Here is a 14,065-nt window from a genome sequence, read left to right as displayed (position 1 = left end):
CGATGGCGATGAAAAAGTTGCTCATAGCGTCGCTGCTGCTTAGCAGCGTTACCGTATACGGTGCAGACGGATTCGTGGTGAATGATATTCACTTTGAAGGCCTGCAGCGAGTCGCCGTCGGTGCGGCATTGCTCAGTATGCCAGTCCGCGTTGGAGATACCGTCTCCGATGAAGATCTCAGTAACACCATTCGTGCACTGTTTGCCACCGGGAATTTTGAAGATGTTCAGGTCCTGCGCGACGGCAATACGCTGATCGTCCAGGTGAAAGAGCGTCCGACCATTGCCAGTATCACTTTCTCCGGTAACAAAGCGGTGAAAGAGGACATGCTCAAGCAGAACCTTGAAGCATCTGGCGTGCGCGTGGGTGAAGCTCTGGATCGCACCACGATCTCCTCCATTGAGAAAGGCCTGGAAGACTTCTATTACAGCGTCGGTAAATACAGTGCCAGCGTGAAAGCGGTGGTTACGCCACTGCCACGCAACCGTGTTGACCTGAAGCTGGTGTTTACTGAAGGTGTGTCTGCTCAGATTCAGCAGATCAACATCGTGGGTAACAAAGCGTACAGCTCAGATGAACTGATCTCGCGCTTCCAGCTGCGTGATGATGTGCCATGGTGGAACGTCGTCGGCGATCGTAAATACCAGAAACAGAAACTGGCGGGTGACCTTGAAACCCTGCGCAGCTTCTATCTGGATCGCGGCTACGCACGATTCAATATCGACTCCACGCAGGTCAGCCTGACGCCGGACAAAAAAGGTATCTACATCACCGTCAACATTAATGAAGGCGAGCAGTACAAGCTTTCTGGTGTGGCAGTGACGGGTAACCTGGCGGGACACTCAGCAGAAATCGAAACCCTGAGCAAAGTCACCCCTGGCGAACTGTATAACGGTTCTAAAGTGACGCGCATTGAAGACGACATCAAGAAATTGCTGGGTCGTTATGGCTACGCTTATCCGCGTGTACAAACGCAGCCAGAAATTGATGATGTTAACAAAACGGTGAAACTGCGTATTAATGTGGATGCGGGTAACCGTTTCTATGTGCGTAAAGTCCGTTTCGAAGGTAATGACACCTCTAAAGATTCCGTTCTGCGCCGCGAAATGCGTCAGATGGAAGGTGCATGGCTGGGCAGCGACCTGGTCGAGCAGGGTAAAGAGCGTCTGAACCGCCTGGGCTACTTCGAAACCGTGGATACCGACACTCAGCGTGTGCCAGGTTCGCCTGACCAGGTTGACGTGGTGTACAAGGTGAAAGAACGTAACACCGGTACATTGAACTTCGGCGTGGGCTACGGCACCGAGAGTGGCGTTAGCTTCCAGGTTGGTGTCACCCAGGATAACTGGCTGGGTACAGGTAATACTGTTGGCATCAGCGGAACCAAGAACGATTACCAGACCTATGCTGAATTCTCACTGACTGACCCATATTTCACCGTTGATGGTGTCAGTCTGGGCGGCCGCGTCTTCTATAACGACTTTAAAGCAGACGATGCTGACCTGTCTGACTACACCAACAAAAGTTATGGTGTGGACGGAACGCTGGGCTTCCCGATCAACGAGAACAACAGCTTGCGTGTGGGTCTGGGCTATGTTCATAACAGCCTGTCTAACATGCAGCCGCAGGTTGCAATGTGGCGCTATCTGCGTTCCGTAGGGCAGAACCCAACGCTGGCAGGCGATGAAGACTACTCTGCAGATGACTTCACCTTCAACTACGGCTGGACGTACAACACCCTTGACCGCGGGTTCTTCCCAACGGCGGGTAACCGTACCAACCTGAACGGTAAAGTGACCATCCCTGGTTCAGATAACGCCTTCTACAAAGCCACACTGGATACTCAACAGTATCTGCCGCTGAACCAGGATCGTACCTGGGTGCTGTTAGGTCGCGGTCGTGTGGGTTATGGCGATGGCCTGAGCGGTAAAGAAATGCCGTTCTATGAGAACTTCTATGCCGGTGGATCTAGTACGGTTCGTGGCTTCCGTTCCAATAACATTGGTCCTAAAGCGGCTTACCTGAATAACGGTTCTTCTGACTGTTCAGGCACCGACGTGAACAAGGTGTGTAACTCCGATGATGCTATCGGCGGTAACGCAATGGCGGTTGCCAGTGCAGAGCTGATCACACCAACGCCGTTCCTGAGCGAGAAATACGCTAACTCTGTACGTACGTCCCTGTTTGTGGACGCTGGTACTGTGTGGGACACCAAGTGGGAAAACACTGCCGCTACCCGTGCAGCAGGTATTCCAGACTACAGCGATCCAAGCAACATCCGCATGTCAGCCGGTCTGGCACTGCAATGGATGTCGCCTCTGGGGCCGCTGGTGTTCTCTTACGCCCAGCCGTTCAAAAAGTATGATGGAGATAAGGCCGAACAGTTCCAATTTAACATTGGTAAAACCTGGTAATTCGGACTTGCACGGAAGCACGGAAAGAGAGTATCGCGCTTACCCTGTTTGAAAGAGAAGCGGGTAAGCGCAACACATGTGTCCGTGACACAAACGTTGATGGTGAGGAGTTTTATAGTGAAAAAGTTGTTGTGTGCCGCAGGTCTGGGTATTGCTCTGGCGGTGTCCGCCGGCGCTCAGGCTGCTGATAAAATTGCAGTGGTGAACGTTTCCAGCATTTTCCAACAGTTACCAGCGCGTGCGACCGTTGCGAAACAATTGGAGAACGAGTTCAAAGGCCGTGCAACTGAGTTGCAGGGTATGGAACGTGATCTGCAAACTAAAATGCAGCGTCTTCAGCGTGACGGCTCTACCATGAAGGCCGCCGATCGCAGCCGTATGGAAAAAGACGTGATGGCGCAGCGTGAAGCCTTCTCAACGAAAGCGCAGGCTTTCGAGCAGGATAACCGCCGTCGTCAGATGGAAGAGCGTAACAAGATCCTGAGCCGTATCCAGGATGCCGTTCAGAAAGTGGCTGATAGCGAAGGTTACGACGTCGTCATCGATCAGAATGCGGTTGCGTACGCTGCTAAATCTAAAGACATCACTGCTGATGTTCTGAAACAGGTTAAATAATTCATGTCTTCAATTCGACTGGCTGATTTAGCCCAGCAGTTGGATGCAGAATTGCACGGAGATGGCGATATCGCCATCTCCGGCATTGCTTCTATGCAATCCGCCCAAACCGGTCAGATCACGTTTCTTTCAAACAGCCGTTACCGCGAGCAGCTCGCAGCCTGTCAGGCTTCAGCCGTGGTGCTCACTGAAGCGGATCTGGAATTTTTCCCTGGCGCTGCGCTGGTGGTTAAAAACCCGTATCTGACCTACGCCCGTATGGCACAGTTGCTGGATACAACGCCGCAACCTGCCAAAAATATCGCCCCCAGCGCCGTCATTGATGCGAGCGCACAGCTTGGCAATAATGTCTCGATTGGCGCAAATGCGGTGATCGAATCTGACGTTATCCTTGGCGATAATGTTGTTATCGGCCCAGGTTGCTTTGTGGGCAAAAAGGCACGTATTGGTGCCGGTAGCCGCTTGTGGGCCAACGTTTCTGTCTACCATGAAGTCGAGATGGGTCGTGACTGTCTGGTTCAGTCCGGCACGGTAATCGGCTCGGATGGCTTTGGTTACGCTAACGATCGTGGCAATTGGGTGAAAATCCCCCAGCTTGGCACGGTGATCATTGGCGATCGTGTAGAAATTGGTGCTTGTACCACCATCGATCGCGGTGCTCTGGATAACACCCAAATAGGGAATGGTGTTATTATAGATAACCAGTGTCAGATTGCACACAACGTGGTGATTGGCGACAACACCGCAGTGGCAGGTGGCGTAATTATGGCTGGCAGCCTGAAAATTGGCCGCTATTGCATGATTGGCGGTGCCAGCGTAATTAATGGTCATATGGAAATTTGTGACAAAGTTACCGTCACGGGGATGGGAATGGTGATGAGGCCAATCACTGAACCTGGAGTATACTCCTCCGGGATTCCGCTACAGCCCAACAAATCCTGGCGCAAAACTGCAGCTCTGGTGATGAACATCGATGAAATAAGCAAACGCTTAAAAGCCATCGAACGCAAGGTCGGCAAAGACTAAGCGGGTTAACATCACGCTGCCCGGCTTTCATAAATAGAATATGCGAAAGCGTTAGCGTACAGATATAATTTGCGGCCTGCAGACGATGGGATGATCGTTGCGGGCCGTGTCATTGATGCCATCAGAATTTTTAGGACAGGAAGAGTATTTTGACTACTGAAACTCATACTCTGAAGATTGAAGAGATTATTGAACTTTTACCGCACCGTTACCCGTTTTTGCTGGTTGATCGCGTACTTGAGTTCGAAGAGCACAAGTTTTTGCGCGCGGTCAAAAACGTCTCGGTCAACGAACCGTTTTTCCAGGGCCATTTCCCTGGTAAACCGATTTTCCCCGGTGTGCTGATTCTGGAAGCAATGGCACAGGCTACGGGTATTCTGGCGTTTAAAAGCGTTGGTAAACTTGAGCCAGGCGAGTTGTACTATTTTGCCGGTATCGACAGTGCGCGTTTCAAGCGCCCAGTGGTACCTGGTGACCAAATGATCATGGAAGTCACCTTTGAAAAAACCCGCCGTGGGTTGACGCGCTTTAAAGGCGTAGCGACCGTTGACGGTAAAATTGTCTGCGAAGCAACGATGATGTGTGCCCGCAGCCGGGAGGCTTAATTCGTGATTGATAGCACCGCCGTAGTTCACCCAAGCTCGATCGTTGAAGACGGCGCCATTATTGGTGCTGGTGTCCAGATTGGCCCGTTTTGCATTGTTGGTGCGAACGTTTCGATCGGCGAAGGCACGGTTCTGAAGTCGCACGTAGTGGTCAATGGTCATACCGTTATTGGTAAAGACAACACCATCTACCAGTTTGCTTCGATTGGTGAAGCAAATCAGGATCTGAAATACGCCGGTGAACCTACACGGGTTGAGATTGGCGACCGTAACCGCATTCGTGAAAGCGTGACTATCCATCGTGGTACTGCGCAGTCCGATGGCCTGACCAAAGTCGGCGATGACAACCTGTTAATGGTTAATGCCCATGTGGCGCATGACTGTGTTATTGGGAGCCATTGTATTCTGGCGAATAACGCAACGCTGGCCGGCCATGTGATCGTGGATGATCATGCGATCATTGGTGGTATGACGGCGGTGCACCAGTTCTGCATTATCGGTGCTCATGTGATGGTTGGCGGTTGTTCTGGCGTTGCCCAGGATGTGCCACCTTACGTGATTGCGCAGGGTAACCATGCGACACCGTTTGGCATTAACCTGGTGGGTCTGAAGCGCCGTGGTTTCAGCAAAGATGCGCTGCATGCGATTACCGCAGCTTACAAGCTGTTGTACCGCAGCGGTAAAACACTGGACGAAGTGAAACCTGAAATTGAGGAGATTGCGAAAGCGCATCCTGAAGTTCAGCCGTTCTATGACTTCTTTGCCCGCTCTACAAGGGGTTTGATTCGTTAACTCATGCCAAAGCATCCCTTAACGATTGCCCTTGTCGCCGGAGAAACCTCCGGCGATATTCTTGGTGCCGGTCTTATCCGCGCGCTGAAAGAAAAGCATCCTGACGCCCGCTTTGTTGGGGTGGCTGGCCCGCTTATGCAGGCTGAAGGCTGTGAAGCCTGGTATGAAATGGAAGAGCTGGCGGTGATGGGCATTGTTGAGGTGCTTGGTCGCCTGCGTCGCCTGTTACATATTCGCCGCGATCTGACCCGCCGCTTTACTGCGCTAAAGCCTGACGTTTTTGTGGGCATTGATGCGCCAGATTTCAATATCACCCTGGAAGGGCGTCTGAAACAGCAGGGCATCCGAACTATTCACTACGTCAGTCCATCCGTTTGGGCATGGCGTCAGAAACGGGTGTTTAAGATTGGCCGCTCCACTGACCTGGTGCTGGCATTCCTGCCGTTTGAAAAAGCCTTCTATGACCGTTTTAATGTGCCGTGTCGCTTTATTGGCCATACCATGGCCGATGCGATGCCAATCGAACCGGAAAAACACGCCGCACGTCGCGAGCTGGGCATTGCCCCGGACGCGCTTTGCCTGGCACTGCTTCCCGGCAGTCGCGGGGCCGAAGTCGAAATGCTGAGTGGCGATTTTCTGCGAACGGCGATGCTGCTTAGAGCAAAATACCCGGCGCTGGAAATTGTGGTGCCGCTGGTTAATCCGCGCCGCCGCGAGCAGTTTGAGAAAATTAAAGCCGAGGTTGCACCTGACCTGACCATGCATTTGCTGGATGGCAAAGGGCGTCAGGCGATGGTTGCCAGTGATGCTGCACTGCTGGCTTCCGGTACTGCTGCGCTGGAGTGTATGCTGGCGAAATGTCCGATGGTGGTTGGCTACCGTATGAAACCTTTCACCTTCTGGCTGGCAAAACGCCTGGTAAAAACGGATTACGTCTCACTGCCTAACCTGCTGGCGGGTCGTGAGCTGGTGAAAGAGTTGCTTCAGGATGAATGCCAACCCGATCGGCTGGCCGCAGCATTAGAACCGCTGCTGGCTCAGGGTGAAACCCGCGATAAGCTGTTGGCGACCTTTGCTGAACTCCATCATCAGATCCGCTGGAATGCCGATGAGCAGGCTGCGGCCGCCGTACTGGAACTGTGCCCATGAGTGAATTTATCTATCCCAATGCCGCACTGATTGCGGGCGTTGATGAAGTTGGCCGTGGCCCGTTGGTCGGTGCCGTGGTGACGGCCGCCGTGATCCTTGATCCTGCACGCCCTATTGTCGGGCTTGCCGACTCGAAAAAACTGTCGGAAAAACGCCGTCTGGCGTTGTACGATGAGATCACAGAGAAGGCGCTCAGCTGGAGTCTGGGCCGGGCAGAACCGGAAGAGATTGACCAGCTGAATATTCTGCATGCCACCATGCTGGCGATGCAGCGTGCGGTAGCCGGTTTGCACCTGACGCCAGATTTTGTCCTGATTGATGGTAACCGTTGCCCGGTGCTGGCCATGCCCAGTCAGGCCGTGGTTAAAGGTGATAGCCTGGTGAAAGAGATCAGCGCCGCCTCAATTATTGCGAAGGTGACACGCGATCGCGAAATGGCTGAGCTGGATCTGCTCTATCCTGAATATGGGTTTGCCCAGCACAAAGGTTACCCAACTGCACTGCATATGGAAAAACTGCTCCAGTTTGGTGCCACATCGCAGCATCGGCGCAGTTTCGCTCCGGTACGTAATGTCTTGATGGATGCCGATGTTGCCGCTACGGTTGCGCGTACGCGTTAGCCGACATAACGAAAACGGCAGCAGCGCGGCCGTTTCACGTTTGCAGGATAGTTAATCTTCTTCCTCCGTTTTAACAGGATCACCGATGGCCGAACCTCGTTTTATTCATTTACGCGTCCACAGCGACTACTCCATGATCGATGGGCTAGCCAAAACTGGCCCGTTGGTGAAAAACGCGGCCAAAATGGGCATGCCGGCTATCGCGATCACTGATTTCACCAACCTGTGTGGACTGGTGAAGTTTTACGGGACGGCACACGGCCAGGGCATGAAGCCCATTATTGGCGCAGATTTCAACGTCAGTAGCGAAGCAATGGGTGATGAGCTGTCGCAAATCACCGTACTGGCTGCAGATAACGACGGTTATCAAAACCTCACCCTGTTGATTTCCCGAGCCTATCAACGTGGCTACGGTCCTGCTGGCCCGACGATCGATCGAGACTGGCTGGTTGAGTATCAGCAGGGGATTATTTTGTTGTCCGGTGGACGCCGTGGCGATGTCGGTAAAATGCTGTTGCGTGGCAATACTGCGCAGGTCGCAGAGTGTCTGGCCTTTTATCAGCACCATTTTCCCGATCGCTACTACCTTGAACTGATCCGTACTGGCCGCCCGGATGAAGAAACTTACCTGCATGCCGCCGTTGAGCTGGCGATGGCGAACGCGATCCCTGTGGTTGCCACCAACGAAGTCTGCTTCCTGACGGAATCAGAATTCGATGCGCATGAAATCCGCGTCGCCATCCACGATGGCTTTACCCTCGATGATCCAAAACGTCCGCGCAACTACAGCCCGCAGCAGTATATGCGCAGCAGCGAGGAGATGTGCGAGCTGTTCTCGGACATCCCGGAAGCGCTGGAGAACAGCGTCGAAATTGCCCGTCGTTGTAACGTGACTATCCGTCTGGGTGAGTACTTCCTGCCGCAGTTCCCGACCGGTGATATGACGACCGAAGATTTCCTGGTCGTGAAATCGAAAGAGGGACTGGAAGATCGCCTGGCGTTTCTGTTCCCTGATGAGCAGGTGCGCGCCGAACGCCGTCCCGCCTATGATGAACGCCTGGATATTGAACTCACCGTTATTAACCAGATGGGATTCCCTGGCTACTTCCTGATCGTGATGGAGTTTATCCAGTGGTCGAAAGATAACGATGTGCCGGTAGGGCCGGGACGTGGTTCGGGTGCCGGTTCACTGGTGGCTTATGCGCTGAAAATCACCGACCTCGACCCGCTGGAGTTTGATCTGCTGTTCGAACGTTTTCTTAACCCGGAACGTGTGTCGATGCCTGACTTCGACGTCGATTTCTGCATGGAAAAACGCGATCTGGTGATTGAGCACGTCGCTGAAATGTACGGGCGCCAGGCGGTTTCGCAGATCATCACTTTTGGTACGATGGCGGCAAAAGCGGTCATCCGCGATGTGGGCCGCGTACTGGGGCATCCTTACGGTTTCGTGGATCGCATCTCCAAGCTGGTGCCGCCAGATCCCGGTATGACGCTGGAAAAAGCCTTTGCCGCAGAGCCGCAGCTGCCAGAAATCTATGAGGCAGATGAAGAGGTTAAAGCGCTGATTGACATGGCGCGCATTCTGGAAGGGGTCACGCGTAACGCCGGTAAGCATGCCGGGGGCGTGGTGATTGCGCCGACCAAAATTACCGATTTTGCACCGATCTACTGCGACGAAAATGGTAACCACCCAGTTACCCAGTTTGATAAGAACGATGTGGAGTATGCCGGGCTGGTGAAATTTGACTTCCTGGGGTTGCGCACGCTGACGATCATCGACTGGGCGCTGGCGATGATTAACGCTCGCCGGGCGAAAGAAGGCAAAGATCCGATCGATATTGCGGCGATCCCGCTTGAAGATCAGAAAAGTTTCGATATGCTGCAACGCTCGGAAACCACAGCGGTGTTCCAGCTCGAATCACGCGGCATGAAAGACCTGATCAAACGTCTGAAGCCTGACTGCTTTGAGGATATGATCGCTCTGGTTGCCCTGTTCCGTCCCGGTCCGTTGCAGTCCGGCATGGTTGATAACTTTATTGACCGTAAGCATGGGCGTGAGGCGATCTCCTACCCGGATATTCAGTGGCAGCATGAGTCGCTGAAGCCGGTGCTGGAACCGACCTACGGCATTATCCTTTACCAGGAACAGGTGATGCAGATTGCCCAGGTGCTGGCAGGATACAGCCTGGGCGGCGCGGATATGCTGCGTCGTGCGATGGGTAAAAAGAACCCGGTCGAGATGGCCAAGCAGCGCGGCGGCTTTGAAGATGGTGCGAAATCGCGCGGCATTGACGGTGAGCTGGCGATTAAAATCTTTGACCTGGTGGAAAAATTCGCCGGGTACGGATTTAACAAATCTCACTCCGCCGCTTATGCACTGGTCTCTTATCAGACGCTGTGGCTGAAAGCACACTATCCGGCCGAATTTATGGCGGCGGTGATGACCGCCGATATGGACAACACCGAGAAGGTGGTTGGCCTGGTGGATGAGTGCTGGCGTATGGGGCTGAAGCTCTTGCCGCCGGATATTAACTCCGGACAGTACCAGTTCCACGTCAACGATAAAGGCGAGATTGTTTACGGTATTGGCGCGATAAAAGGGGTGGGTGAAGGCCCGATCGAAGCCATTATTGATGCACGTAATGAGGGCGGATATTTCCGTGAGCTGTTTGACCTGTGCGCTCGCACCGATACCAAAAAGCTGAATAAGCGGGTACTGGAAAAACTGATTATGTCCGGTGCGTTTGACCGTTTAGGTCCGCACCGCGCTGCGTTGATGAGCGCCTTACCGGATGCATTGAAAGCGGCTGACCAGCATGCCAAAGCCGAAGCTATCGGCCAGGCAGATATGTTTGGTGTGCTGGCCGAAGCCCCGGAGCAGGTAGAGAAGTCCTATTCGGACGTCACGCCGTGGCCGGAACAGATTCAACTGGATGGCGAAAGAGAGACGTTAGGGCTTTACTTAACGGGTCACCCAATCAACCAGTATTTGAAAGAGATTGAGCGCTATGTCGGTGGACTGCGCCTGAAAGACATGCACCCGACCGAGCGTGGTAAGATGATCACCGCAGCCGGTCTGGTGGTGGCGGCCCGCGTCATGGTAACAAAACGCGGTAACCGTATTGGCATCTGCACCCTGGATGACCGTTCTGGTCGTCTGGAAGTGATGTTATTTACAGATGCGTTAGATAAGTTCCAGCATATGCTGGAGAAAGACCGTATCCTGATCGTCAGTGGGCAGGTCAGCTTTGATGACTTCAACGGCGGGCTTAAAATGATGGCCCGCGATATGATGGACATTGATGAAGCACGTGAAAAATATGCACGTGGGCTTGCTATCTCGCTGACGGACAGGCAAATTGATGACCAGCTTTTGAACCGTCTCCGTCAATCCCTGGAACCCCATCGTTCGGGGACAATTCCGGTACATCTCTACTATCAGAGAGAGGATGCGCGGGCGAAGTTGCGCTTCGGTGCAACCTGGCGCGTGTCGCCGAGCGATCGTTTGCTGAACGATCTGCGATCGTTGATAGGATCGGAGCAGGTGGAACTGGAGTTTGACTAAAACAGGATTATTATGAGTCTTAATTACCTGGATTTCGAACAGCCAATCGCTGAGCTTGAAGCGAAAATTGATTCGCTCAAGTCGGTTGGCCGTCAGGATGAAAAACTGGATATTAATCTGGATGAAGAGATTCAGCGTCTGCGCGATAAAAGCGTTGAGCTGACCCGTAAAATCTTCTCAGATTTAGGTGCCTGGCAGATCGCGCAGCTTGCGCGTCATCCGCTGCGCCCGTATACGCTGGACTATGTTCGCAATGTGTTCACTGACTTTGACGAGTTGGCGGGTGACCGCGCCTATGCCGATGATAAAGCTATCGTTGGTGGTACTGCGCGTCTCGACGGCCGTCCGGTGATGATCATTGGTCATCAGAAAGGGCGTGAAACCAAAGAGAAAATTCGTCGTAACTTCGGTATGCCAGCACCGGAAGGTTACCGCAAAGCGCTGCGTCTGATGGAGATGGCCGAGCGTTTTAATATGCCGATCATCACCTTTATCGACACCCCGGGTGCATACCCGGGTGTGGGCGCAGAAGAGCGCGGTCAGTCTGAAGCCATCGCACGCAACCTGCGTGAGATGTCAGGGCTGACTGTGCCGGTTATCTGTACGGTTATTGGCGAGGGCGGTTCTGGTGGCGCACTGGCCATTGGCGTCGGCGACAAAGTGAACATGTTGCAGTACAGCACCTACTCGGTGATTTCGCCGGAAGGCTGTGCGTCTATTCTGTGGAAAAGCGCCGATAAAGCGCCACTGGCTGCAGAAGCGATGGGCATCATTGCACCGCGTCTGAAAGAGCTGAAGCTGATTGATAGTGTGATCCCGGAACCACTGGGTGGCGCACACCGCAATCCGCTGGCGATTGGTGTTTCACTGAAGGCTCAGCTGCTGGCCGATCTGGCCGATCTCGATACCTTCACGAAAGAAGAGTTGTTGGATCGTCGCTATCAACGTCTGATGAGCTACGGCTACGCCTGATAGTTCAGCATTTGTTACCCAAAGGGCCAGACATCGTCTGGCCCTTTTTGTTTTGCGTCCACTATGCTTACACACCGGAGCAAACAGACCAGGAGGCCACATTGAATATTATCGCGATCATGGGACCGCATCACGCATTCTATAAAGATGAACCCATCCGTGAGCTCGATACAACGTTAAAAAGCCAGGTTTTTCAGACTATCTATCCGCATGATGCCAGCGACCTGCTGAAGCTGATTGAACATAACCCGCGCATCTGTGGCGTGGTGTTTGACTGGGACGAGTACAGCCTCGAACTCTGTCGTGATATCAACCAGTTAAATGAATACCTGCCGCTGTATGCCTTTATCAACACCCACTCGACGATGGATGTCAGCATTAACGAAATGCGCATGACTATCTGGTTCTTCGAATATGCCCTGAATGCTGCCGATGACATTGCCCAACGTATACGGCACTACACGGATGAGTACATCGACACTATCACGCCACCTTTGACCAAAGCGCTGTTTACCTATGTGAAAGAGGGTAAGTACACTTTCTGCACGCCAGGGCATATGGCGGGAACGGCGTTCCAGAAAAGCCCTGTAGGTTGCCTGTTTTATGATTTCTTTGGTGCCAATACGCTGAAAGCGGATATCTCGATTTCCGTCACCGAGTTGGGATCGCTGCTCGACCATACTGGCCCACACCTTGAAGCCGAAGAGTATGTCGCGCGCACCTTCGGTGCCGAGCAGAGCTATATGGTCACCAATGGCACATCGACCTCGAATAAGATTGTCGGTATGTACGCCGCGCCAGCGGGCAGCACCATGCTGGTGGATCGTAACTGCCATAAGTCACTCACTCATCTGTTGATGATGAGCGATATTATTCCCATCTGGCTGAAACCAACGCGAAACGCGTTGGGTATTCTTGGCGGTATCCCGAAACGCGAATTCACCAAAGAGAGTATCGCCCTGAAAGTGGCACAGACACCGCGTGCCAGCTGGCCGGTCCATGCGGTGATCACCAACTCGACGTATGACGGATTGCTGTATAACACGCAGTACATCAAAGAGACGCTGGATGTGCCGTCAATCCACTTTGATTCTGCCTGGGTTCCTTACACCAACTTCCATCCGATCTATGAGGGACTGAGTGGGATGAGCGGGGAGCGCACGCCGGGCAAGGTGATCTATGAAACCCAGTCGACGCACAAACTGCTGGCGGCCTTTTCACAGGCTTCGCTGATCCACATTAAAGGCGACTACGACGAGCAGACTTTTAACGAAGCCTACATGATGCACACCACCACTTCACCCAACTATGCGATTGTGGCGTCTATTGAGACGGCGGCAGCGATGCTGCGTGGCAATCCGGGTAAGCGGTTGATCAATCGTTCGGTGGAGCGGGCGCTGCATTTTCGCCGCGAAGTTCAGCGTCTGCGTGAAGAGTCTGAAGGCTGGTTCTTTGATATCTGGCAGCCTGAAGGGGTCGATGAACCGGCATGCTGGGCGATTCAGCCCGGTGAAGAGGAGTGGCACGGTTTCCGCGATGCGGATGCCGATCATATGTATCTCGACCCGATCAAAGTCACGATCCTGACGCCGGGGATGAGCGAGCTGGGTGATATGGCGGAAGAGGGGATCCCCGCCGCGCTGGTGGCGAAGTTCCTCGATGAGCGTGGTGTGGTGGTGGAAAAAACCGGGCCATACAATCTGCTGTTCCTGTTCAGCATCGGTATTGATAAGACCAAAGCGATGAGCGTCCTGCGCGGATTGACCGAGTTTAAACGCTCGTACGATCTCAATCTGCGGGTGAAAAACATGCTGCCGGATCTGTATGCAGAAGATCCCGATTTTTATCGCAATATGCGTATTCAGGATCTGGCGCAGGGGATCCATACGCTGATCCGCCAGCACGATCTGCCGCGTCTGATGCTACAGGCTTTTGCCACGCTGCCCGAGATGAAACTCACCCCGCACCACATGTTCCAGCAGCAGGTGAAGGGCAATATCGAAACGGTGGAGATCAGTGAGCTGGTGGGGCGCATCTCGGCCAATATGATCCTGCCTTATCCTCCCGGCGTACCCGTGGTGATGCCTGGCGAGATGATCACTGAACAGAGTCGGGCCGTTCTCGATTTCCTGCTGATGCTGTGCGCCATCGGCAAACACTATCCGGGTTTTGAAACCGATATCCACGGCGCGAAGCTGACCGATGAAGGGCAGTATCTGGTGCGCGTGCTGAAACACGACGTGGAGATATAATCCAGAATGGTGCCATTGCGGTGGTAATGCCTGACGGGTAAGGTCGTCAGGT

10 protein-coding genes are annotated in these 14,065 nt (G+C 53.4%); all 10 read left to right on the top strand.

Annotation, left to right across the window (positions count from 1 at the left end; genetic code table 11):
* Positions 1 to 2: 2 nt before the first annotated feature.
* The 10 genes from bamA (at position 3) to ACFL9S_RS12815 (ending at position 14,013) form a co-directional block, all read left to right on the top strand.
* Positions 3 to 2,414, top strand: coding sequence for an outer membrane protein assembly factor BamA (gene bamA, locus ACFL9S_RS12860; RefSeq protein ID WP_405262304.1), 2,412 nt, complete (start codon positions 3 to 5; stop codon positions 2,412 to 2,414).
* A gap of 117 nt (positions 2,415 to 2,531) precedes the next feature.
* The gene (gene skp, locus ACFL9S_RS12855) at positions 2,532 to 3,029 is read left to right on the top strand and encodes a molecular chaperone Skp (protein ID WP_405262303.1); all 498 of its coding nucleotides are present in this window, start codon (positions 2,532 to 2,534) and stop codon (positions 3,027 to 3,029) included.
* A gap of 3 nt (positions 3,030 to 3,032) precedes the next feature.
* On the top strand, positions 3,033 to 4,055 hold the full coding sequence (gene lpxD / locus ACFL9S_RS12850) for a UDP-3-O-(3-hydroxymyristoyl)glucosamine N-acyltransferase (protein ID WP_405262302.1): 1,023 nt from the start codon (positions 3,033 to 3,035) through the stop codon (positions 4,053 to 4,055).
* 149 nt (positions 4,056 to 4,204) lie between these two features.
* Complete coding sequence (fabZ, locus tag ACFL9S_RS12845; protein WP_405262301.1) at positions 4,205 to 4,660, top strand: 3-hydroxyacyl-ACP dehydratase FabZ; 456 nt, start codon at positions 4,205 to 4,207, stop codon at positions 4,658 to 4,660.
* A 3-nt stretch (positions 4,661 to 4,663) separates the two neighbouring features.
* Entirely contained in the window at positions 4,664 to 5,452 is a 789-nt protein-coding gene (gene lpxA, locus ACFL9S_RS12840) for an acyl-ACP--UDP-N-acetylglucosamine O-acyltransferase (RefSeq protein WP_405262300.1), read from the top strand.
* A gap of 3 nt (positions 5,453 to 5,455) precedes the next feature.
* Complete coding sequence (gene lpxB, locus ACFL9S_RS12835) at positions 5,456 to 6,601, top strand: lipid-A-disaccharide synthase (protein WP_405262299.1); 1,146 nt, start codon at positions 5,456 to 5,458, stop codon at positions 6,599 to 6,601.
* A complete protein-coding gene (rnhB, locus tag ACFL9S_RS12830) occupies positions 6,598 to 7,221 on the top strand; it encodes a ribonuclease HII (protein WP_405262298.1) in 624 nt (207 codons plus the stop codon). The genes lpxB and rnhB overlap by 4 nt, the downstream gene beginning before the upstream one ends.
* An 85-nt stretch (positions 7,222 to 7,306) precedes the next feature.
* On the top strand, positions 7,307 to 10,789 hold the full coding sequence (gene dnaE / locus ACFL9S_RS12825) for a DNA polymerase III subunit alpha (protein WP_405262297.1): 3,483 nt from the start codon (positions 7,307 to 7,309) through the stop codon (positions 10,787 to 10,789).
* Between the two features lie 12 nt (positions 10,790 to 10,801).
* Positions 10,802 to 11,761, top strand: coding sequence for an acetyl-CoA carboxylase carboxyl transferase subunit alpha (accA, locus tag ACFL9S_RS12820; RefSeq protein WP_405262296.1), 960 nt, complete (start codon positions 10,802 to 10,804; stop codon positions 11,759 to 11,761).
* 101 nt (positions 11,762 to 11,862) lie between these two features.
* The gene (locus ACFL9S_RS12815) at positions 11,863 to 14,013 is read left to right on the top strand and encodes a lysine decarboxylase LdcC (protein ID WP_405262295.1); all 2,151 of its coding nucleotides are present in this window, start codon (positions 11,863 to 11,865) and stop codon (positions 14,011 to 14,013) included.
* Positions 14,014 to 14,065: the final 52 nt, after the last annotated feature.

The organism is Erwinia sp. AnSW2-5, from assembly GCF_045107195.1.
Lineage (GTDB): Bacteria > Pseudomonadota > Gammaproteobacteria > Enterobacterales > Enterobacteriaceae > Erwinia.
This window is presented reverse-complemented; position numbering and strand designations above follow the sequence as displayed.